The organism is Elusimicrobiota bacterium (assembly GCA_026388095.1).
Taxonomy (GTDB): domain Bacteria; phylum Elusimicrobiota; class Elusimicrobia; order UBA1565; family UBA9628; genus UBA9628.
Genome location: JAPLKL010000030.1, coordinates 40140 through 60565 on the forward strand (window position 1 = coordinate 40140; position 20426 = coordinate 60565).

21 protein-coding genes and 1 tRNA gene are annotated in these 20426 nt (G+C 65.7%); 11 read left to right on the forward strand and 11 right to left on the reverse strand.

Annotation, left to right across the window (positions count from 1 at the left end; translation table 11 throughout):
- The first annotated feature begins 8 nt into the window (after window positions 1-8).
- Together folK and folE are read left to right on the forward strand one after the other, a co-directional pair.
- Window positions 9-506, forward strand: coding sequence for a 2-amino-4-hydroxy-6-hydroxymethyldihydropteridine diphosphokinase (gene folK / locus NTY77_07370; GenBank protein ID MCX5795294.1), 498 nt, complete (start codon window positions 9-11; stop codon window positions 504-506).
- Complete coding sequence (gene folE / locus NTY77_07375; GenBank protein ID MCX5795295.1) at window positions 487-1044, forward strand: GTP cyclohydrolase I FolE; 558 nt, start codon at window positions 487-489, stop codon at window positions 1042-1044. The genes folK and folE overlap by 20 nt, the downstream gene beginning before the upstream one ends.
- 13 nt (window positions 1045-1057) lie before the next feature.
- On the opposite strand, the gene NTY77_07380 is transcribed toward folE, so the two are convergent.
- Together NTY77_07380 and NTY77_07385 are read right to left on the reverse strand one after the other, a co-directional pair.
- The gene (locus NTY77_07380; GenBank protein MCX5795296.1) at window positions 1058-1747 is read right to left on the reverse strand and encodes a DUF3313 domain-containing protein; all 690 of its coding nucleotides are present in this window, start codon (window positions 1745-1747) and stop codon (window positions 1058-1060) included.
- Entirely contained in the window at window positions 1744-2514 is a 771-nt protein-coding gene (locus NTY77_07385; GenBank protein MCX5795297.1) for a class I SAM-dependent methyltransferase, read from the reverse strand. The genes NTY77_07380 and NTY77_07385 overlap by 4 nt, the downstream gene beginning before the upstream one ends.
- Before the next feature lie 12 nt (window positions 2515-2526).
- Here NTY77_07385 and NTY77_07390 point away from each other — a divergent pair, with 12 nt between their 5' ends.
- The 5 genes from NTY77_07390 to NTY77_07410 are packed head-to-tail and all read left to right on the forward strand — an operon-like array spanning window position 2527 to window position 8336.
- On the forward strand, window positions 2527-3312 hold the full coding sequence (locus NTY77_07390; protein MCX5795298.1) for a hypothetical protein: 786 nt from the start codon (window positions 2527-2529) through the stop codon (window positions 3310-3312).
- Window positions 3313-3315: 3 nt separating this feature from the next.
- On the forward strand, window positions 3316-4617 hold the full coding sequence (locus NTY77_07395; GenBank protein MCX5795299.1) for an ATP-dependent 6-phosphofructokinase: 1302 nt from the start codon (window positions 3316-3318) through the stop codon (window positions 4615-4617).
- Window positions 4614-6710 carry a glycogen debranching protein GlgX gene (glgX, locus tag NTY77_07400; GenBank protein MCX5795300.1) on the forward strand — a complete coding sequence of 699 codons (2097 nt, stop codon included), beginning with the start codon at window positions 4614-4616 and terminating at the stop codon, window positions 6708-6710. Before NTY77_07395 ends, glgX begins: the two co-directional genes overlap by 4 nt.
- Window positions 6711-6762: 52 nt before the next feature.
- Window positions 6763-7842: an N-acetylmuramoyl-L-alanine amidase gene (locus NTY77_07405; GenBank protein MCX5795301.1), complete on the forward strand. Its 1080-nt coding sequence runs from the start codon at window positions 6763-6765 to the stop codon at window positions 7840-7842.
- Window positions 7842-8336, forward strand: a complete 495-nt coding sequence (locus tag NTY77_07410; GenBank protein ID MCX5795302.1) for an FKBP-type peptidyl-prolyl cis-trans isomerase — start codon at window positions 7842-7844, stop codon at window positions 8334-8336. The genes NTY77_07405 and NTY77_07410 overlap by 1 nt, the downstream gene beginning before the upstream one ends.
- On the opposite strand, the gene NTY77_07415 is transcribed toward NTY77_07410, so the two are convergent.
- Window positions 8308-9285 (reverse strand): HEAT repeat domain-containing protein, encoded by a 978-nt coding sequence (locus NTY77_07415; GenBank protein MCX5795303.1) that lies wholly within the window; start codon window positions 9283-9285, stop codon window positions 8308-8310. The two genes, NTY77_07410 and NTY77_07415, sit on opposite strands and share 29 nt — an antisense overlap.
- Window positions 9282-9731, reverse strand: a complete 450-nt coding sequence (locus NTY77_07420; GenBank protein MCX5795304.1) for a hypothetical protein — start codon at window positions 9729-9731, stop codon at window positions 9282-9284. Before NTY77_07420 ends, NTY77_07415 begins: the two co-directional genes overlap by 4 nt.
- 427 nt (window positions 9732-10158) lie before the next feature.
- Between NTY77_07420 and NTY77_07425 the strand changes: the two genes are divergently transcribed.
- Window positions 10159-11604 (forward strand): hypothetical protein, encoded by a 1446-nt coding sequence (locus NTY77_07425; GenBank protein MCX5795305.1) that lies wholly within the window; start codon window positions 10159-10161, stop codon window positions 11602-11604.
- 218 nt (window positions 11605-11822) lie between these two features.
- On the opposite strand, the gene NTY77_07430 is transcribed toward NTY77_07425, so the two are convergent.
- The 3 genes from NTY77_07430 to NTY77_07440 are packed head-to-tail and all read right to left on the reverse strand — an operon-like array spanning window position 11823 to window position 14828.
- A complete protein-coding gene (locus tag NTY77_07430) occupies window positions 11823-12914 on the reverse strand; it encodes a serine hydrolase (protein MCX5795306.1) in 1092 nt (363 codons plus the stop codon).
- 2 nt (window positions 12915-12916) lie between these two features.
- Window positions 12917-13531 carry an HD domain-containing protein gene (locus NTY77_07435; protein ID MCX5795307.1) on the reverse strand — a complete coding sequence of 205 codons (615 nt, stop codon included), beginning with the start codon at window positions 13529-13531 and terminating at the stop codon, window positions 12917-12919.
- 34 nt (window positions 13532-13565) lie between these two features.
- On the reverse strand, window positions 13566-14828 hold the full coding sequence (locus tag NTY77_07440) for a GDSL-type esterase/lipase family protein (protein MCX5795308.1): 1263 nt from the start codon (window positions 14826-14828) through the stop codon (window positions 13566-13568).
- 131 nt (window positions 14829-14959) lie between these two features.
- On the opposite strand from NTY77_07440, the gene NTY77_07445 reads away from it, so the two are divergent.
- Window positions 14960-15601, forward strand: a complete 642-nt coding sequence (locus NTY77_07445; protein ID MCX5795309.1) for a hypothetical protein — start codon at window positions 14960-14962, stop codon at window positions 15599-15601.
- Window positions 15602-16030: 429 nt separating this feature from the next.
- Window positions 16031-16735: a hypothetical protein gene (locus tag NTY77_07450; protein ID MCX5795310.1), complete on the forward strand. Its 705-nt coding sequence runs from the start codon at window positions 16031-16033 to the stop codon at window positions 16733-16735.
- A gap of 287 nt (window positions 16736-17022) precedes the next feature.
- Here the strand turns inward: NTY77_07450 and NTY77_07455 are convergent, their stop codons facing one another.
- From NTY77_07455 to NTY77_07465, 3 genes are all read right to left on the reverse strand, one after another.
- Entirely contained in the window at window positions 17023-17586 is a 564-nt protein-coding gene (locus NTY77_07455) for a hypothetical protein (GenBank protein MCX5795311.1), read from the reverse strand.
- Window positions 17587-17644: 58 nt separating this feature from the next.
- Window positions 17645-18367, reverse strand: a complete 723-nt coding sequence (locus NTY77_07460; GenBank protein ID MCX5795312.1) for a hypothetical protein — start codon at window positions 18365-18367, stop codon at window positions 17645-17647.
- Window positions 18368-18598: 231 nt separating this feature from the next.
- Window positions 18599-19591: a tyrosine-type recombinase/integrase gene (locus NTY77_07465; GenBank protein MCX5795313.1), complete on the reverse strand. Its 993-nt coding sequence runs from the start codon at window positions 19589-19591 to the stop codon at window positions 18599-18601.
- 129 nt (window positions 19592-19720) lie between these two features.
- Here NTY77_07465 and NTY77_07470 point away from each other — a divergent pair.
- Window positions 19721-19793 (forward strand) — tRNA-Pro (locus NTY77_07470).
- A 40-nt stretch (window positions 19794-19833) separates the two neighbouring features.
- Here the strand turns inward: NTY77_07470 and NTY77_07475 are convergent.
- Window positions 19834-20426, reverse strand: a 593-nt coding sequence (locus NTY77_07475) for a serine/threonine-protein kinase (protein ID MCX5795314.1), incomplete at its 5' end; no start/stop codon positions are given.

The window sequence follows — 20426 nt, forward strand, 5'->3', positions numbered from 1 at the left end:
CGCCGCCCATGACCCAGGCCTACATCGGCCTGGGCTCCAACATGGAGCCCGAGGCCAGCATCCCCAAGGCCCTGGAGTTGCTGGCGCGCCAGGTGCGCCTGGAGGGGCTTTCCACCTTCCGCCGCACCGCGCCGGTCGGCCCCGCGGGCCAGCCGGAGTTCGTCAACGGGGTGGCCCGGGTGAGCACCGACCTGCCCCCGCGCTCCTTGAAATTCGAGGTCCTGCGCGGCATCGAAGCGGCCTTGGGCCGCCGTCGCGGCCCGGACCAGTACGCGCCCCGGACCATCGACCTGGACCTTCTGCTCTACGGGGACCTGGTCTCAGACGAGCCGGACCTGGTCCTGCCGGACCCGGACCTGCGCACGAGGCCTTTTTTGGCCGCGGCGCTGCTGGAGCTGGCGCCGGGCCTCGTCAAGGCCGTCGCCGGCTCGCCGGGAGAGCCCATGACCGATTTTTCGCAACGGCTCAAAGAGAGGTTCATCCAACATGAATCACAAACGCATTGAGAGTCTGGTCCGCCAACTGCTGAAGGAACTCGGGGAGGACCCCAGCCGAGAGGGCCTGCTGCGGACCCCGTCCCGGGTGGCCAAGAGCCTGGAGTACCTGACCGAAGGCTACCGCTTGAAGAAGACCGAGGTCATCAACCGGGCCGTGTTCAAGGCCGAGGCGAACAACATGATCATCGCCCGGGACATCGAGGTCTACAGCCTCTGCGAGCACCACATGCTGCCCTTCTTCGGCCGCTGCCACATCGGCTACATCGCCGAGCAGAAGGTCCTGGGCGTGAGCAAGCTGGCCCGCATCACGGACTTCTACGCGCGGCGGCTGCAGATCCAGGAGCGGCTCACCGGCCAGATCGCCCAGGCGGTCATGGACGCCGTGGCGCCCGAGGGAGTGGGCGTGGTGATGGAGTGCCAGCACCTGTGCATGATGATGCGCGGGGTGGGCAAGCAGAACTCGGTGATGACGACCTCCTCGGTTCTGGGCAGCTTCCACGACGACCCGACCACCCGGACCGAGTTCTTGAACCTGCTCAAGCGCTGACGAGACGCGCGGCTCAGGGCCGGCCGCGGCCGGCGCGGGCGTCGTTCATGGCGGACCTGAGGTTCTCCGCGGTCATGGCGATCGCGCGGCGCGCCGCCGCGGTGCGGGTCGCCGTGGCGGTCGGGTCGATGGCCAGAGGGGTCTGCCGGGTGAGGAATGCGGCCAGGACCTCCCCGCTGGCCGTGTCGCGCAGCTCCCCCGAGATGGTGGCCGAGCCCATGAACGAGCCTTTGAGGCCCGCCGCGGTCCGGGCCAGGTTCAGGGCGATGCCGGCCGGGACCAGGTGCAAGGGCACGGCCAGGATTGGCTGGGTCAACTCCGCGTCCGCCAAGGTGATCTTGAGGCCCAGGACCCCGGGCCCGGGACGGTCCACGAGCTCGTAGCTCTGGCGCAGGACGCGGGAGAATTCCTCCTGGGCGTACTGCGCCAACTGCTGCCTGACCTCGGCGCTGACGCCGCGCCACTGCGCGTCCTGGCCTTGGTAGATCGCGACCGGGTCGAGCTTGACCTTCGTGTAGACCGAGCGGTCCGCCATCTCCTTGATGTAGACCAGGCTGTGCGGGTAGCGCTGGTCTTGACGGAGCTGCTCCGCTTCGGGGACGCCGGTGTAGGTGCCGGGCTTGGGCCTGAAGGCGCAGCCCCCGGCCAGCAGGCCGGGACAGAGCAGGAGGAGGATGGCGGCGGGCGAGATGGGGGAGGTCATGATTCTCTTCTCCTAGCCACGATGCGGACGATCGGGCTTCTTCCTGAGGCATATTCGAATATGAAAAAAGGAAGGAACAACAAGGAGAGCATGGCCAGCAAGCACAGCCCTCCTGTTTTCGCTGCTTCACCGGTGCCGGGGAACGGATCGAGCCGCGGGAACAGGCTGCAGGGATAGGTGATGAGCGCGGCAGGCGAGGCGTCAGGCTCCATGCTGACGATCTCAAAACCGGTTTTTTCCAGCAAAGACCGCAGACACGCTTTGCCGGCCATGAATCTGTGTTCTCCAGGTCTGAGCTGGAATGAAGCCAGTCTCTTCCTTCGTTCGATATAATCGAGGTCCGGGACCCGTATGAACAGATGACCATGGTCCGCCAACAGCGCGCGCAGCTGCTCCAGGACCGCGGCGGGATCCTGCAGATGCTCAAGGGAGAAATTCAGTATGACCGCCTTCAGAGGACCGTCATGCTCCTTGATGAAATCAGCCAGCGAGGCATAGCAGCGGTCCGCGCTGGATCCCAGCAGAGGATCCACCCCGTACGCGTTGAATCCTTTCCCCCTGAGATAAGAGACCAGCTCCCCATGTCCGCAGCCAAAATCGAGCACCGTGTCCGGGGCGCTGCAGAACTTTGAGATGCTTCCATAGAAAGCGCGGTAGCGCAAGGCGTTGATCATGCCGTCCTCAAGCCATATCCATAGCACATTCGGGCCATCTTCGTTAAGTCCCTGGGAATATGCTAGCTTCTCATTGACCTGGGGATACCCCAAGTGGAGGTGGCTATGAGCACGCAGCGATTCTCCTGGTGCGCCGTCTTCCTGCCCGCGGTCCTCTGGGCCGCGCCCGCCTCGGCGGCCTACCGGCTCGACCAGAAGGAGTACAGCCTGGAGGAGCCTGTGTACCTGCTCGCCCTCGGCGGGGACTTTCGCTGCGGCCAGGAGACGGTCGCGCGCCTGCAGTGCAGCGAATGCCGGGGCGGCGCGGCCGCCTGCCCCTGCCTGGAGAAGCCCGCGAAGGTCTCCTGCCGCCTGCAGTCGAAGATGGGCGCCACCGAGGTCTGGGAGCTCGCCCAGCAGCTGAAGGCCGGCCACTACCGGCTGCGCATCCAGGACCGCCCGGAGAGCCTGGAGTTCTATGTCCGCAGCTGGCCGGGACTGCCGCCGCTGGAGCTGGAGTTGGAGACCGACGCGCAGATCTACCGGGCCGGAGAGGAGATCGTGGTCTCCCTGCGCAACGGCTCCGACCATCCGGTCATGGTCCTGGAAGGCTGCTTCAAGACGCCGATCCGCTTCTACGAGTCTCCGGTGGGCGAGTCCGGACGCCGCCCGCACGCCTGCCTCTCCGACCTGCCGCAGCCGCCGGGCGTGGCCGCGGTCGTCGACCCGCACCGGAAGCTCGCCGTCCATCTGCGCGTGCCGGACGCGGCCAACATACAGCTGACCCCCTATGTCGAGCTCCAGCGGGCGTCCACGCTGTGGGAGTACTCCGAGAAGTTCGGCACTTTGCGGGAGAAGGGCTTCCGGGACGAGGCCGAGGCCCAGCCCGTCTGCGTCCTGCCCGCGAGCTAGGCCATGGATGGCGCCAAGGCCGTCGCAGCGGATCCTGCCTTCTCGGTGCCGCGGCTGGGGGAGTGCCGGCGCCCCTCGCCGCTGTCCGGGGTCCGTTTCATCGCGGACGACGCGCACGTGCTCCTGGCCTCCCGGCTCGACGAGGTCCAGGCCTGCCTCGCCGCGGGCGAGGTCCCGCCCAGCTTCGAGAAGGCCGGGCCGAGGCGCAGGATCTTCTTCGACCCGGCGCGGGTCAAGTGCGGGATCGTGACCTGCGGCGGGATATGCCCGGGCCTCAACGACGTGATCCGGGCGACCGTGCTCAGCGCTTTTGACAATTACGGGGTGCGCAGGATATACGGCTTTCCCTACGGCTTCGAAGGGCTCAGTCCTCGCTACCGCCACGCCCCGGTGCCCTTGACCCCGGAGCTGGTGGCGAGCATCTACCAGAGGGGCGGGACGATGCTGGGCTCCTCGCGCGGGCCCCAGGACGCCTGCGAGATGGCGGACACCCTCGAACGCCTGGGCGTGGGCATCCTGTTCGTGGTCGGGGGAGACGGGAGCCTGCGCGGGGCGCAGGCCATCGCCGAGGAGATCGGGCGGCGCGGGCGGCCCATCGCGGTCATCGGCATCCCCAAGACCATAGACAACGACATCCGCTATGTTGAGGAGTCATTCGGGTTCGAGACGGCCGTGACCGAGACCCGGGCCGCCATCTCCGCGGCGCACGCCGAGGCCGCCTCCGCCAGCAACGGCGTCGGCCTGGTGAAGCTCATGGGGCGCCAATCCGGGTTCATCGCCGCTTACGCGACCCTCTCCAACAGCGTGGTCAACTTCTGCCTGGTCCCCGAGGTCCCCTTCCGGCTGGAGGCTTTCCTCAAGGCCTTGCGCCGGCGGCTGGCCCGGAGGGGCCACGCGGTCGTCGTGGCGGCCGAAGGCGCCGGGCAAGACCTGCTGGGCCGGGCGCGCGGCCGCGACGCCTCGGGCAACTCCCGCCTGGGGGATATCGGGCTCTTCCTGCGGGACGCGATCACGCGCGCCTTCGCGAAGTCGGGGCCGGCCGTGAACCTGAAGTACATCGACCCCAGCTACACCATCCGCAGCGCTCCCGCCAACGCGCGCGATTCGGCCTTCTGCCTGCTCCTGAGCCAGAACGCCGTGCACGCGGGCATGGCCGGGCGCACGAACATGGTGGTCGGCTTCTGGAACCAATTCACTCACCTGCCGATCCCGCTGGCCGTCTCCGAGCGCCAGCGGCTCGACCCCCAGGGACCGATCTGGAGCAGCGTGCTGGCGGCGACGGGCCAGCCGCGGGAGATGTCCTGAGGCGCCTTATCGGGCCGGGGCGGAGCTTCCCGCTGGGCGCCACGGTCCATCCGGACGGCGTCAACTTCTGCGTCTTCGCCAAGGACTGCGCCGCCCTCGAACTGCTGCTCTTCGAGCGCGCTGACGACGCGGCGCCGGCGCACGTCATCGCTCTCGACCCGCAGCGCAACCGCACGTTCCACTACTGGCACGCCTTCGCGCCCGGCCTCAAGGCCGGCCAGCTCTACGGCTACCGGGCGCGCGGCCAGCCGGAGCCCCGCCCAGGCCCGCGGCGCGACGCGGACAAGGTGCTCCTGGACCCCTACGGCCGGGCCGTGTCCGTGGGCGGCAACTACAGCCGCCTCGCCGCCTCCCGGCCGGGAGACAACGCGGCCTGCGCGCTCAAGAGCGTGGTGGCCGACCTGCGCCGGTACGACTGGGAGGGCGACGCCCCGCTGCGCAGGCCGTTCGCCCGGACCGTGATCTACGAGATGCACGTGGGAGGGTTCACTCGCCACCCTAACTCGGGGGTCGCCCCGGAGAAGCGGGGCACCTACGCCGGCCTCATCGAGAAGATCCCGTACCTGCAGGACCTCGGCGTCACCGCCGTCGAGCTCCTGCCCGTCTTCCAGTTCGACGCGCAGGACGCCCCGGCCGGGCTCGCCAACTACTGGGGCTACAGCCCGGTCTCCTTCTTCGCGCCGCACAGCGGCTACAGCTCGGCCCCCGGCCCGCTGGGCGTGCTCGACGAGTTCCGGGACATGGTCAAGGCCCTGCACCGGGCCGGCATCGAGGTCCTGCTCGACGTGGTCTACAACCACACCGCCGAAGGCGGGGCCGCCGGCCCCACTCTGTGCTTCAAGGGCCTGGGCCCCTCGGTCTACTACATCCTGGAAGAGGACCAGGCCGGCTACGCCGACTACTCCGGCACCGGCAACACCTTGAACGCCAACCAGGCCGTGGTCCGCCGGCTCATCCTCGACAGCCTGCGCGCCTGGGTCTCCGAGATGCACGTGGACGGCTTCCGCTTCGACCTGGCCTCCATCCTATCCCGCGACGAGACCGGCCGCCCGCTGCCCACCCCGCCCGTGCTCTGGGACATCGAGTCGGATCCCGTGCTGGCGGGCACCAAGCTGATCGCCGAGGCCTGGGACGCCGCCGGGCTCTACCAGGTCGGCAGCTTCGGCGGAGAGCGCTGGAAGGAATGGAACGGCCAGTTCCGGGACGACGTGCGCAGCCTGCTCAGGGGAGACCCGGGCCAGGTGCCCAAGCTCGCCGAGCGGCTGCTGGCCAGCCCCGACCTCTACGCCCGCCACGGGCAGGACCCGGAGCGGAGCGTCAATTTCGTGACCTGCCACGACGGCTTCACCCTCAACGACCTGGTCAGCTACGACCGCAAGCACAATGAGGCCAATCGCGAGGGGAACCGCGACGGGACGGACGGCGACCTGAGCTGGAATTGCGGCATGGAGGGCCCCAGTTCGGAGCCGGCCATCGAGCGGCTGCGCGAGCGCCAGGTGAAGAACTTCCTGACCCTGACCTTGTCCGCGCTGGGCACGCCCATGCTGTCCATGGGCGATGAGGTCCGGCGCACCCAGTTCGGCAACAACAACGCCTACTGCCAGGACAACGAGCTCGGCTGGTTCGATTGGTCTCTGGTGGAGAAGCACGAGGGCCTGCGCCGCTTCGTCAAAGGGCTCATCCGCTTCCGCCTGGGATTCTACTCGCCCCGGTCGGACCGGGAGCTGAGCCTGACCCAGTTCCTGGCCAAGGCCCGGATCCAGTGGCATGGCGTGGAGCCGGGGAGCCCCGACTGGGGCAACGACTCCCACAGCCTGGCCGCCTCCGCTCTGAACCGGGAGGGGACGCAGGTCACCTACCTGATCATCAACGCCTATTGGGAGCCCTTGGGATTCAATCTGCCGCCCGCGCCGGACGGCTCGACGGTCGCCTGGAAGCGGCTCATCGACACATCCTTGCCCTCGCCGGACGACATCCAGGCCGGGGCCGAGGCCCCGCGGATCGCGGGCGCCGAGTACCTCGCCCAGCCGCGCTCGGTGGTCTTGCTGGGGGGCGAGGTCCGCCCCGTCTCTGGGCCGAAGGGCCCAGGTTGAGCTGGGCCCCACGGCCCTCACCCCGACGGAGAACGAGGACTATAAGCAAGGCATGCGGGCTTCGCTAGGCAAGGTCTTCGCGGCTGCCGCGGCTGTGGGCGCGGCCTTCGTCCTCTGCTCCTGCGACCCCCAGGACGGGGGGGGCCAAAGCGGCGGCGCAAGCGGCTCAGCCCCGGCCGCAGCCGTCAGCCCGCCGACGGCGGATGCGGCTTCCCGCACCGCGGCCGCTGCGACCCAGGCCGTGGGCGCGGCCTACCGCGACCCGGCCAGCGACCCGCTGCGCCCGCTCTTCGACGGCTCCCAGCCCCCGGCCGGCGGCCTGGGCCCGGATGCCGCGCCGGTCGCGGCCCAGTCCGACCCCCAGCGCCGGGCCCAGGCTTTGGCCCTGATCAACGCCAAGTCGCGCTACGCCGGCCTGCAGAGCGGCGGCGTGCCGGCCCCGGGCACCTTGCCCCAGGTCGCCTTGCCCAAGGCCGACCCCTCCGCGGGCACCCAAGGCGGCGGCCCCGTGCTCTCGGCTTTCGATTCGTTCACGCGCAAGACCTTCGGCCTGGTCGACCGGGTCTTCAGCCGCCGGGCTTGGGGCGCGGCCGCCCCGCGGGGAGCCCAGACCGCCATGCATCCCCGCCGGGTGACGGTCCACCATACGGACGGTCACCCGCGCACCGAGCTGGCCGCCTCCATCGAGGAGATGCGCGGCTACCAGTCGTTCCACATGAACGGGCACGGCTGGAACGACATCGGCTACCATTTCGTCATCGACGGCGCCGGGCGGGTCTTCGAGGGCCGGCACACCGACGTGCTGGGAGCCCATGCCGAGGGGGCCAATCAGGACAACATCGGCATCGCCCTGATGGGCGACTACAACCGCGACCAGCTCAGCGTCGCGCAGAAGGACATCCTGCGGCACCTCATCACCTTCCTGGCCCTCAAGTACCAGACCGATCCCCGCCAGAGCGGCTTCATCCAGCCGCACAAGCATTTCAACCAGACGGATTGCCCGGGCCGCAACGTCGTGGCCTTCCTCGATGAGCTGCGCGGGGGAGTCGCCACGGACACGCTGGCCATGGTCCAGGGCGACCGGCCCAGCGGGGCCTCCGGGTCGTTCGTGCCTTTGGCCCTGGTCAACTGATGGGCCGCCGCCTCTGCGTCCCGCTCCTGGCCCTCTGCGCTTGGCTTCCGGCCTGCTCCCGCTCGTCCAAAGTCGCCCGGGGCAGCGTGGTGCGCCTGGAGTACGTTTTGATCGTGGATGGGAGCGTCGACGACAGCAACGAGGGGGCGGAGCCTTTGACTTTGACCGTGGGCTCGGGCGTGCTGCCCCGCGCGGCCGAGGAGGCCCTGATCGGCATGCGGTCGGGGGAAGAGAAATCGCTGACCTTGTCCGCGGCCCAGGCCTACGGCGAGCGTGACCCGCGGGCCGTGTCGGCCGTGCCGCGGGCTTCCTTCGGGCCCATGGCCAAGGACCTGGTCAAGGGGAAGGCGGTCTTGGGCCTCAAGGACGGCAAGGCGGCCCGGGCGCGCGTGGAGCGCATCGCCGGCCCGACCGTGTGGCTGGATTTCAACCACCGCCTGGCCGGCCAGCCAGTCTATTTCCGGCTCAAGGTCCTGTCCTTGGCGCGGCGCTAGGCGGGCCCTGCAGCCGCTCTAGGCGCTCAAGCGCGCGGCGTGCGCTGTAGCGGACGTCTTCGTCCTTGTCGCGCAGGGCTCGTCTGATGGCGGCGACGGTGTCCGGCCTCGCGCCCGGGACCCCGCCCAGGGCGAGCACGGCGCTGGCGCGCACGCGCGGGTCGAAGTCGAGGAGCGCGGCTTTGAGCGCGTAGACGGCCGGGGCCGCGGCCGCGCCGAGCGTCCCCAGCTCGTCGGCCGCGAGCGCGCGCTGGCGCGGCTGCGGCGAGAAGAGCTGCTCGATGAGCGCCGGGACCGGGTCGGTCTCGGGCCTGGCCTTCCCGGCGTCGGGCGCGATCCGGGGGCGCGGCGGAGCGGTGGCTGGTCGGCGGGCAGCTGAGGCAGGGGCAGGAAGGATGCCGCGCGGCGGCCGCTCCAGCGACCATCGATCCAGGTACTTGGCCAGGGCCGCGAGTTCCAGCGGCAGCGGCGCGGAGGGAGGCGGCGAGGTCCAGGGGCCGAAGAGGGCCTTCTGGACCTCCGCGACGTCCGCTGCCTCGAACGACAAGACGCCGGTTTCCTTGTAGCGCTGCAGCCGACGCGAGATGAGCGCCATGTCGAGGACGAGGGGGTCCTCGACTTTGTGATAATCCTCGGAGACGCGCCTGACCTCGGCCAGCGCCTTGGCTTGCGCCGCCCTCTTCTTCGGGCTGTCCCAGGCCCAGTGGTCGAGCGCGGCGGCGACGCTGGCCATCGGGAGGCAGGCCCACACGAACCTCTCCCGGGCCGCTTCCTCCCGCCGGCCGAGCTCAGCGAGCTGCCGCGTCATCCCCTGGGCCAGCTGCTGGGCCTGGGCCGCGGACAGGCGCCGGTCCTGCCGGCCGGCGGCCGGCGCGGCGCTGGCCGCCGCGCCGACGTATAGGACCGCCAGAAGAACGGGGAGGGAGGGACGGGGCCGATGAGGAGTCAACCGCGGAACTTCGCAGAGCTCTGCTTGCGAGGCATGACGATGCCGATCGTCAATCCGACTAGGAATCCGACGGCGCCGCCGGCGATGGTCCCGACGGGCCCCGCGAGGCTCCCGATGATGGCGCCTCCGCCGCCCCATAGCAGCGTCTCGAGCTTCACGCCCTCTCCCAGCCCGCCGCCCTTGACGGCGCGCCGCTCATGGTCGAGGAGCGGCGCGCTCTTGGGCCGGGGTCCGTCCTTCCGGAGGATGATGTGGTCGTCGTCGGAAATCAGGCTGGGAGCCGGGTCGGCCGAGGGGGCGGCCAGGGCGGAGGCGGCGTCTCTAGAAGCCTGCCGGTCATCGCCTTGCGGCGGCATCGGGCTACCGGCCGCCGATGCGCCGAAGACCAAGGACAGACAAAGGGTCCCGGCGAACAGTCTGGTCGCGGTCACGGCGCGCAAGCCCACGATGAGTGATTATACCAGTATTCTCCGCAGGCGCGGCTTAGCATATCTTTCGACTCCTTCATTTCCGCGGATCGCTGGGTGCGGCCTGAGCAGTCGTGGACATCAACGTCAGATCACGGCAAAAGGCGTCATTGAGCTCCATGTGATGACGGATAGCCCTACGTTTTTCAAAAAATAACCCTGAAAATATAGATGCTATTCACATCGCGCGCGCGATGTGAATAGCGCTGCAAAACAAAGGGCAATTTTTTTAAAAACGGAGGGAAACGGGATGCCCCGAAGAAGATGGACAGCCGCCGAAGAAGACGGACGGTAGCCTGGGGCTCATTCGCGTTGGAATCAGCCGAAATTCGGGGTCCACCCTGCACCGGAAGCGGCTGCGCTGTCTTTGGGCCGCAATCGGGAGTATAATGACCTGGCGGCGCCAATGGACACGTTCAAGAAGCTGTTCGGGATCGAGAAATCCCTCATCAAGCCGGACTGCATCCTCTCTCCCCTCAACGAAGTCGACCTCTTCTCCGGGTCGGGGATGGGGGCGCGGGCCCGCGGCGACTATTTCCGGGCCGCGGACTGCCCGCAGGCCACGGTCATCGGCACGCGCTACAGCCTGCTGGCCGGCGACTGCGTCCTGCATCTCGCCGATTCCCCCTGCCGGAACATCTACCTGTTCAACTGCTGCGGGGGCCTCGGCGCCGGCATCGGCGCGGCGTATTCGGTGCGCAAGGCCTTCGACTTCGAGAGCTTCAGCGGCATGCTCGCGGGCAAGGCCGGGTCCGCCTGCTATCTTCCGGACGCGGAGCTGGCCAGGGAGTTCTCCTCTTACTCCGGCCTGCCCGAGGGCAACTGCGCCACGGTGGGCTCGTTGGCGCTCGAAGAGACGCATCTCCCCCGCTTCCGGGCCCTGGGCGTGGACTGCCTGGACATGGAATGCTCCGCGGTGTTCTCAGCGGCGAAGAAGGCCGGCAAGAGAGCGCTCGCCCTCCTCTATGTCTCGAACAGCGTCCCGGACAAGCCTTGGCACGAGCACTTGGACCGGCGCGACATCGAGAGGCTTGGCCGTTCGCGCAAGGACCTGGCCGCGTTGCTGAGGGGATTCCTTGGAAGCATCCGAAAGGAGAGAATCATGATGATCGCTGCCTTCTTGTTCCTCATGGCTTCCTGCGGCCTCGCCGCGGAGGGGGGGAAGCCCGATTCTCATCCGGCGGCTGAATCTGCTCATGAGACCCTGTTCAGCGGCGACTTTGGGAAGGAGGTGTCTCATCTCACGCCGGCCCAACGCGATATGGCTTTGCTGATCCAGAGGAGCCACTACCAGAACCTCGTCGAGATGCTGCGCACCCTGAAGATCTCCGCCAGGGACAAGGAGCATCCCGAACAAACGGTCTCCTGCAGCCTCGCCAGCGAGGTGAAACCGCAGGATGTCCCGGTCGTCAGAGCTCAGCCAGGGGTCTGGGCTGAGAGCCAGCAGGCGATCAGCGCCGGGGTGATCAAATGCGGAGAGCATGCGTTCTTCACCCGGCAGTCCATCCGGGACGTCGAAGAGGGATTCTCAGCGCTGTTTTTTAAGAATTCCGGAACGGCCTTCTGCGTCATTGACGAGAACTGCGAGGCTTTCTGGAACCCATCCGGCTCCGAGGAGCCGACGCCCGTCGTCTCATCGGTCCTGACGGACGGGATCTTCACGACGGGAGTGCGGCGGTTCTTCCCCGGCCTGCGCGCCCAGCTCGATGGCGCCGCGTCGCAAGCGCTGAGCGCCTACGGAGAGAAGCATCCGGACTTCGGCAAGCCCTGGCCGCGCTACCCGCAGGCCCCTCCCGGGCCGGAGCCCAAAGCCGTATGCCGCCGGAACCTCTGCCGGCTAGCGGGCCGCTGATAAACCCTCCAGCGGGAAGCACTGTGTCCGGACACAGTGCTTTCGGTAGCGGGCAACAATCCGTCCCCAAACTGGCGAGCCGAAGGCTCGCCAGTCGCGCCGAAGGCGCTATCCTTCGTGCAACCTATCGGAGGGGTTCTGCCGCCCCGCTTCGCGGGTCGGTTGCGCCCGGCAGACGGCCGCCGGGCGCTCGCAGAACGGACTTTATCAGCAGCCGGCTAGCGGGCTTTTAGGACATCCAGGATCTGGACCGCGCAAAGGATGAGGTCCGAGAGGCTGTCATCGAGGTTCGCGGTCAGGGCCACCAAGGTGTCGTCCTCCTTCTTGTAGATGAAGAAGGAATTGAAGCCTGAGATGGCTCCGGTCTTGGCCGGATAGAATTTGTCTTCGTCCTTGATCAGCTCGAGCCCGTAGCCGTAGGAGAAGCGCAGCCCCGGTCCGTCAGAGACGTAGACGCTCCCGTCCTTGAGGCGCGTCGGCGCGGTCATCTCGGCGACGGACTTGCGGCTCAGGAGCGCCTCGCCTCGGAAGACTTTGACGAGCCTGGCGAGGTCCGCCGTGGTGGAGAAGATGCCGCCGCTCGCGTAAGGCGCCGAGAAGCTCGCGACCTCGGCGTTGCGCACGGTGCCGCTGGACGCGGCATAGCCGAGGACCCGGTCCAAGACGATGCGGGAGTTGCTCCCCATGGTCGTATGCGTCATGCCCAGCGGACCGGTGATCCTTTGGGCCAGGAAATCCGCGAACGGCATGCCGGCCGCCTTCTCCACGATCAGGCCCAGGAAGATGCAGCCGGAGTTGCTGTATTGGGCTTTCGTCCCCGGCTCGAAGTCCAAAGGCTGAGGCGCCAGGAGCGCCACGATCTCCGCGGGAGTCCAATCCTTCGCCTGGTCGCTCTTGAAGGGCTCCACCGAGGTGATGGACTTGATGCCCGAGGTGTGCTGGAGCAGGTTCTTCAGCGTGATCTCGCCGGCGCGCGGGTAGTCGGGGAAATACTTCGCGAGCTTGTCGTCGACGGAGAGCTTGCCTTCCTCCTGCAGGATCAGGACCGCTATGGCCGTGAAGGACTTGGAGAGCGAGCCGATCGCGAAGATGGAATCAGCCTTGACCGGGACCTGGCGCTCCAGGTCCGCGGACCCGTAGCTCCTGGTGGAGACCTTCCCGCCGGGCAAGGCGCTGGACAGCGACAGGCCGGGGATGCCTTTCTTCTTCAGCGCCTGCTCTATGATGGCATCCACTTTGCTCAGGGCCAGGGCTGGGGTCGCGGCGGCAAAGGACAAAAACAGGGGCGCGGCTATGAGCAGTCTTTTCACGGTCAAGAACCTCGCGCCAGCCCTTCCAGCTCGGCGACCGTCCGGCCGAGTTCCTCGACCAGCGCGCTCGCCCCGGCCTCGCGGAAAGCGCTGACCAGCGCCCGGTAATACCAGAGGGTTCCCTCCTTGCCCCCATTGAGGCGCGGCCAGAGGGCGTCACCGAGTTGTTGGTAGTCGCCGAGGAGCCCGCGCAGGTATTGGAGTTTGTCGGAAGCCGAGACCAGGCGCACGGACGGCGAGGCGGTCCGAACGTGCGCGACGTAGGCCTCCTTGCGCACCCGCCACTCCGGGTCCGGCACCCCATCCGCATCGGGGCAGCCGCGGCAGCCGCGCACGATCTCAGCGACGCCTCCGCCGAACTGCTCGCGGATCTCCTGCTCGGTCGGCACGCCGCCCCGGTCCTCGATCGCGTCGTGCAGGAGCGCCGCGATCGCCTCATCCTCCGTCGCTCCATATTTCAGCGCGATGACGACCACGCCCAGGATGTGCAAGAGGTGCGGGATGTCGGTCCCCTTCCGTGCCTGCCGGTGATGGAGCCTGCTCGCCAGCATGATCGCGGCGTCGAAGCGCTCGGAGAGGGGCTGCTTCAGGGATTGCGAGTTCTCGGCGATTGCCATGTCGTCACATCATACCAAAACACCTTCGGCGAGGTCATTGGCGAGCTGAGCGGCCTGATGGCGCTGGAGAAGGCAGCCCGGAGGTCCCCCCGGGCCGGCCTATCCCGAGCAGAGGGGCGAGCACTCGGTGGACGTTGCCGGCCATGAGGGCGTAGCCGTCGGCGTTGAGATGCCCGTCGGGGGCGTAGTAGCGCTGCAGCGGCTCCGGGGAGCCGTTGAAGAGCCCGCGGTTGTCGGCCAGGGGCGTCTGGAGCTCGCCCGCCACGCGGGCGATCGTCTCGTCGGGCCAGTCCTGGTTGTAGGTCAGCAGGACGACACGGACGCCCGCGCGCCGGCAGGCCCGGACGATCCGCTCCAGATCGTAGGCGACCAGCCGCCGGAACAGGGCGACATCTCCATAGGCCGGGACTCCATAGCGTCCGAGGCGGGCCGCCTCCGCGTCGCCGGGAGCGAGGCGCGCCAGGGCGGAGACGGCCTCGCGCGTCCTGTCGGCATCGCCCAGACGGTGATAGGCGACGAACAGGGACCGCAAAACGCCTTGGTCCCGGGGAGCGAGGGCCCGGGCCCGTTCCAGCTCGGCCGCGGCCCCCGCCGGGTCGGCGAGGCGGTGCAGGAGGATGTGTCCGGCCAGGGCATGCAGCCCGGCGTCCGCCGGGAAAGCGGTCAAGGCCCGGCGGACCGCAGCGAGGGCCTCGCGCCCCCGGCCTTGCTGGTCGAGCTCCCGCGCGGCGCGCAGATGCCAGGCGGCCGAGCCGATCGCCGGCGGGACTTCGGGGCTCGGCCGCGGGCCGGCGGGGGCGGCGCCGGAGCGCCATCGCCTCCAGGCGCGGATGGCCAGGCGGCAGACGCGGCAGCGCGAGACGGCGGCCTCCAGGCGGGCCCTCCGCGCGGCCCAGCCGCCCAGCAGGAGATGGTAGTTGCTGGCCTTGAAGTTGGAGTTGTCGTTGCAGCCGGCCAGAAGCAGCACCGCGGCGGGACGGATCCGGGACAGGTTCTCCTCGACGGACTCGAGCACCATCGAGGTGTTGGCGCCGGGGATGCCGGCGTTGATCACGCGCACGCGCCCGGGCGCCTCCGCGTCGAAGAGTCGCTGCAGGGCGTCGGGATAGGACCGCCCGGGCGGGGCTCCCAGACCGAAGGTGAAGGAATCCCCCAGGCACAGGACGCGGACGCCCGAGTCGCGGGCTCCCGCAGCCCCCCGGCTCACGACGAACCGGCCCCCGATCCAGAGGGCGCCCTCCGCCGCCAATAAAGCGGCGGCGCAGCCCGCCAGGACCAGCCCCCACCGGCCGCTCATAGTGTCGCCGGGTATTGTCGCAAAAGCGCGGCCGGACCGGCAACGCGGCGTAGGGCACCGCTTCGGTCGTGTTTTGGTATGATAACTTCGGGCAGGCTCCTGGGGGCCTGGGTGGAAAGGAGGGAGATCACGTGAATAATCTGAGAGTCATGCGGAACATCGCGGTCTTGGCCTTGGCCGCAAGCCTGTTGGGGGGCTGCGTCAGCGCCAGCAAATATAAGGCTCTGGAGTCCGATAACTCCGCGAAGGGGCAAGATCTGGCTCAGGCCCGGGCCAAGATAGAAGACTTGGGCAAGCAGCTCGAGGCGAAGAACCAAGAGCTCAAGACCGCCGGCGGCAAATTGGAAGACCTGAGCAAGCAGCTGGGCGCCAAGGATCAGGAGTTGACGAAGACCCAAGGCAAGGTGGATGAACTCGCCAAACGCATCGAGGAGGGGGACAAGAAGCTCAAGCAAGCGCAGCAAGATGGCGACGAACTCAAGAGAGCGAAGGACTCGATCTCGTCCCAATATCAAGACCACCTCGCCCAGTCGCTCGACTTCTTGACGCTGACCAAGGCGTCTATCGATAAGAAGATCCAGGAGCTGGCGCTGCTGCGCAAAAATGGCGCGGCCGGCGCCGGGGTCAAAGAAAGAACGGGAGACTCGGTCCCCGCGCCCCGGGAGGCCAAGAGCGGCGAGCCCGCTCCGGAAGTGAAGGCCAAGGACGCAGGCGCCAAGGTCGAGACGCCCCTCGCGCCCAAGAAACCGCCCGTAGACGACGGCCAGTTCTAGCCGGGACGGAGCCTTCCGCGCAGCCCCATTTTGTATAATCCCCGTCGTAGCCTATCGCGGGGCATAGCTCAATTGGCAGAGCGCATGGTTTGGGACCATGAGGTTCTCGGTTCAACCCCGTCCGTCGAGGACTGACTCCAAAAACCTACCAATTCGGGACTTGGAAAGCGCACTTGTGCGAGTGCTGCTTATCGGCAGGCAAAGAACAAGGGGCCTTGCTGGCTCTCGGACAACCCAAAGGCATCCGCAGCAAGACCCCAAAACAAAAACCTCCGGGGCAGCGTCCGAGAGCATCCCCTTTTTAGCAGGTCAGCGGCAGGTGTCAAGCCCAGTGATACTCTCGGGCGCGTAGCGAGGGGATGAAATAGAGATGAGGCATTAGGCCGGAGCAAATATCTATAATCTGTTTACTAGCATTATGGGGAATCAATGAGAAGAAAGCATTTCATGTGGGCAGGCATGCTTATGCCAATTCTCATGATGCCTCAGAGTTCTTTGGCAGGGGCTGGATTTGAAGAAGGGAAATACCACGTTTACGGAACATTCGACGCTTTCCTTCCTGCGAATGCAGGAAATGGACTCAGGGATGACATGCAGGCTGGCATGAACCAATGGGGTGGAATGGGATATGCGTCGGTAGGGAGCATCGAGACCACAGCCGCTGTCGGAGGGCGGCTTGGCGTCATGGTTAACCTCGCCGAAGAATTTGATCTTGGCATTAGTGGCGGATACATCGTTGGTCCCAATTCAAATTGTTTCATCAGCCTGGCTGGCGGAGGGAAATCTGCGGTGGTGTCAGACAAACGTGAAGTCTCTTTCATACGATTCCTTGTTGAGCCAACCGTGAACGCCAAAATGAGTGAGTATGCTGCTTTCCATTTAGCGGCAGGTCTTGGAATTGCTGAAGGGCAAACCGAAGAAACATTTACTTGCATGGGCACCGCTTGCCTGACAAATACTGGGCACGACATTTCAACATGGTGCGGTTTCACTTGGGAAGTCTCTCCCTATTTCACCATCAAGGACTTCATCTTGGGGGCTCGTTATGCTGGATTCCCCGAGTTTAAGGGCAATTCCAGCAACGCGAAGATTGAGTGGACATCCGCGGGCCTCTTTACTGGTTTCAAATTCTAGAATTGTTGAGTCTCGTATGAGAAAGCGTTTCTGCCGACAATCCCACTCGCTATGCCCATGATCGACTCGGGGTGGCCCGTTTCTTTCGCCCCTTATGTTCTGGCAAGGGCAGGGAGCAGGAATACCAACTTTGTCGAGGGGTGCGGGCGGCGAAATGGCGGGGTGTGCTCGCGGACGGTGGAGGGTGCGCGGCCTCTGCCGCAACCCTGAACCTGCTTCCTTATGGCCTCACTGTGTCGGGCAGGCAGGCGCGCGAGAAGAAGTGTATATGCGGCATTCCGTCTGTGCTAATGTTTGCGGATGCGCACAGCGTCTTTGCATTGTTTAACGAAATACTTATCACTCACCAACCCGGCATTCGCAAGGACCGATGCAACAAACCTCTGTAGCGTGTCATATCTGGCGCTGACAACTCCCGAGCCCACAAGAGAAAGGTCCTTCTTCCGGATGATGCGCAACTCCCTGCTGTCCGAGTAGGTTACGACAATGTAGTCGGCACTGGCGTCCGGATACATGGCCACGAAGTCAATCAGTCCGGATGGGCGGGTAATGCTTAAGGCATGTCCCCCAGAAACCCCTACTCCTGACTCGGAAAGGCCTACAACTCCTGCGCTACGCGTTTCGGTGCGATTCGTCCCCGAATCTAAAAATCTAAGCGGGGGCCGTTCCACCACTCTTAACCCCAGGTGCAATATCTCTCGCTCAATACCTCGGGAAAAATCGGTATCTTCGTCGGCCGGAATTACAGTAAAACTCGCCGTGGAGGCCGATTGGTCAACAACGATAAACGGCGCAGGCGCACATCCCGCCATGATCAGGACCGCCACCGTAGCCGTCAATGGTTTCTGCATCTGGCCTCCTAAACACCAAACCCGATTCTTGCGACCCCCAACCTTGGGGCCGGATTCATCACTGGCTGACGGGCTGATAATTCGTGTATTCCTTGAGGAACCACTTCAAAAAATCGGCCTCATCTTGCCGTAGGGATGGGTCCAGGTTAAACTTCCAACTGGGCAGGATGCGCTTTCCCTTTTCTCTAGTGATGTAATCTTCTATGTCTCCCCTCGTCGCCATGCCTGCCTTCTCAAAAAACTTGGCCGCCTTCTTCTTGTCCTGCCTATATTCTGCCAACATCGCTTGGTATGGTTCTGGATTCACCACAGGGGCGGCCGTCGTTTGCTGGGTCAACGTGCCCGTGATGGCTGGGGAGGCAGGCACGGTGGCAGGAATCGCTTCACCAGCTTGGGGAGGCGGCAAGAATGCGCGTGAGGGTTGAGGGGGCACATTCTTATAGCGAATAGCTGTGCCAGTGAGTTGGAGTCCGCAATCAGTATAGATTGAGAAGAAATAGAAGGGGAAATAGAAGCAGGACTCATCGGCAAAGACATTTATTAGGGTATCCGCCTTTCCTTTCAACGCATCCTTGAGGGCTGTCTGTAATGAATAGTCAGCCGTGCCGCCAACAGGAATGCCCAAGAACCAAGCTTGGTTTGCCTTTCCTACGGACATCCCCACAACCTCTTCTTGTCCTGGCCCCATAGATGCTGATGAGGCAAGCAGGGGTCTCTTGATCGTGCAACCAGCAGCGCCAAGCACCAAGACCACGACCATGGCCGTCAATAATTTCTGCATCTTGCCTCCTGCACGACTGCCCAAGTCTAGCAAACTCCGAACCCGTCGGAGAGACGGGAAATCAATGAAAAAGTTAGCGCGTGCATATATGCGCAGGGCCGCATGGGTCCTCTCGCCGCTCCTAGGGTGCCTCTCGCTCCAACGGGGGCACGAGTTCGGGCTACCCCATCCACGCCCGGGTGCAGGCCCGGCAAGTCTGCGCTGGCCTCGGATGCTTGGCGACAACGGAACTTACTTGAGCCGGACCTGCCGCCTCTCTCCCGGAACCATGCCCAAGCGGTCCATGGGCGAAAACTTTCGATGCTGTAGCGCCACATCCCGGTTCGCCAAACCCACACAGAGCTTGACCGTCTCCATTGTCGAATGGCCGAGAAGCCGCTGGAGTGAGAAAGCATCCCCACCGTTGAGTATGTAGGACACCGCGAAGGTGTGCCGCATTGTGTGGGGGGAAACCCTCACGCCCTCCACCCCCGCGCTCCTGCCGTAGCGGGCCAGCACTTGCTGGAACCACCTCGGCTTTACCGGCCTCCCGAATTGGTCCGTAAAGAAAGCATCCACCCCCGGAATGTCCCCGCGCCGCTGGCGATAGTCCCATAGCGCCTTCTTCGCCATCGCGCCGAAATAGACCGTTCGCTCCTTGGCTCCCTTGCCCAAGACCGTGATACCGCTCCCGGCCCAGTCAATGTCTCCGGTCCTGATAGACAGCAGTTCCGACAGCCGCAGGCCTGTATCAAGCGCCAGCAGGATCATGGTCCAGTTCCGCAGCCCCGTAAAGGTCCGCGTCTTGGGCTGCGCCAGCAAAGCCTGGACTTGCTCGGGCGACAAGGGCCGTATCACCACCTTGGGGGCCTTGGGCTTCTCCAAGGTCAGCATGGGATTGTTTAGGACCACCCGCTCACGCTCCAGGAATGCAAAGAAGGTCTTGAGCGTGACGAAGAAACGCCGCACCGAACCCGGGGCCACCCTGCGGCCCGTCTTCGTGGCCGTGCAGTTCAGATGCTCCAGGTAGGCCCGGACTTGCGGCGCTGTCGTGTGTCGCGGCAGGGGCCGCTCAGGCAGACCGTCCAGGAAGGCCGCAAAGCCCCCCAGGACCGCGCCATACCATGTGATGGTGTGCGGGGACAGGTTCATGCTGCGGCAGCGCAGCAGGAAAAGCTCGATGGCGGCCTGATACGATTGCTCGGATACGGCAAGCTCCGACCGGACGGCGGGCAGGCGTTCCATGATGCCTCCTGCCTGCCAAGGAAAGCGCACTCACGGCCTGTTTTGAGGCCCTTTTCGGTGTCTTCCCAGTGGCCTCAACAGAGCCAATCTCCCCGATTTCTCGACGGCGATTTAGTATAATCGCCGCTGCGGGGCATAGCTCAATTGGCAGAGCGCATGGTTTGGGACCATGAGGTTCTCGGTTCAACCCCGAGTGCCCCGACATCTTTCGTCCGGTCAGGAGCCGGCGGCCCGCAGCGGGGCTAGAGCGCGTTCAGCAGGCGGCTGAACTCGGAGGCGTCGCGGACCCTCTTGCTGGGATCCGGCGCCAGCACAGAGGCCATGAAGGGCTCGACCTCCTGGGGGAGATACGCCGCGATGAAGTTGGGCGGCACGTACGCCAGGCGCTCCTTCTGGGCGAGGTAATCCGGCCCCTTGAACGGGAGCTCGCCGGTCAGCAGCTCGTAGAGGCACACGCCCAAGGCATAGATGTCCGAAGCGCGCCTGGTGTGGCCCAGGTGCTGCTCGGGCGCCATGTAGGCGAGCGTGCCCGACGTTTCGCCCACGGTCAATTGCTGCGAGGTTTCCTGCGCCACCCGGGCCAGGCCGAAATCAAGAATCTTGATATAGCCTTTGGTGTCGAACATGATGTTGGAGGGTTTGAGGTCTCGGTGCAGGATCTTGGCCTGGTGGGCGCTGGAGAGCGCGAAGCAGATATGGCCGAAGATCTCTTGGCACTCCTTCAAGGTGAAGCGCTGCCTCTCCTTCAGGATTGCGGACAGGGTCCTGCCTTCGACGTAATCCAAGACGAGGAAGAGCTCGTCTTTATCCTCGATGATCTCATGGATGCCCACGA

Coding starts and splice junctions, on each gene's coding strand:
- folK (MCX5795294.1), top strand. CDS start 9: ATGACCCAGGCCTACATCGGCCTGGGCTCCAACATGGAGCCCGAGGCC.
- folE (MCX5795295.1), top strand. CDS start 487: ATGAATCACAAACGCATTGAGAGTCTGGTCCGCCAACTGCTGAAGGAA.
- NTY77_07380 (MCX5795296.1), bottom strand. CDS start 1,747: ATGACCTCCCCCATCTCGCCCGCCGCCATCCTCCTCCTGCTCTGTCCC.
- NTY77_07390 (MCX5795298.1), top strand. CDS start 2,527: ATGAGCACGCAGCGATTCTCCTGGTGCGCCGTCTTCCTGCCCGCGGTC.
- NTY77_07395 (MCX5795299.1), top strand. CDS start 3,316: ATGGATGGCGCCAAGGCCGTCGCAGCGGATCCTGCCTTCTCGGTGCCG.
- NTY77_07405 (MCX5795301.1), top strand. CDS start 6,763: ATGCGGGCTTCGCTAGGCAAGGTCTTCGCGGCTGCCGCGGCTGTGGGC.
- NTY77_07410 (MCX5795302.1), top strand. CDS start 7,842: ATGGGCCGCCGCCTCTGCGTCCCGCTCCTGGCCCTCTGCGCTTGGCTT.
- NTY77_07425 (MCX5795305.1), top strand. CDS start 10,159: ATGGACACGTTCAAGAAGCTGTTCGGGATCGAGAAATCCCTCATCAAG.
- NTY77_07435 (MCX5795307.1), bottom strand. CDS start 13,531: ATGGCAATCGCCGAGAACTCGCAATCCCTGAAGCAGCCCCTCTCCGAG.
- NTY77_07440 (MCX5795308.1), bottom strand. CDS start 14,828: ATGAGCGGCCGGTGGGGGCTGGTCCTGGCGGGCTGCGCCGCCGCTTTA.
- NTY77_07450 (MCX5795310.1), top strand. CDS start 16,031: ATGAGAAGAAAGCATTTCATGTGGGCAGGCATGCTTATGCCAATTCTC.
- NTY77_07455 (MCX5795311.1), bottom strand. CDS start 17,586: ATGCAGAAACCATTGACGGCTACGGTGGCGGTCCTGATCATGGCGGGA.
- NTY77_07460 (MCX5795312.1), bottom strand. CDS start 18,367: ATGCAGAAATTATTGACGGCCATGGTCGTGGTCTTGGTGCTTGGCGCT.
- NTY77_07465 (MCX5795313.1), bottom strand. CDS start 19,591: ATGGAACGCCTGCCCGCCGTCCGGTCGGAGCTTGCCGTATCCGAGCAA.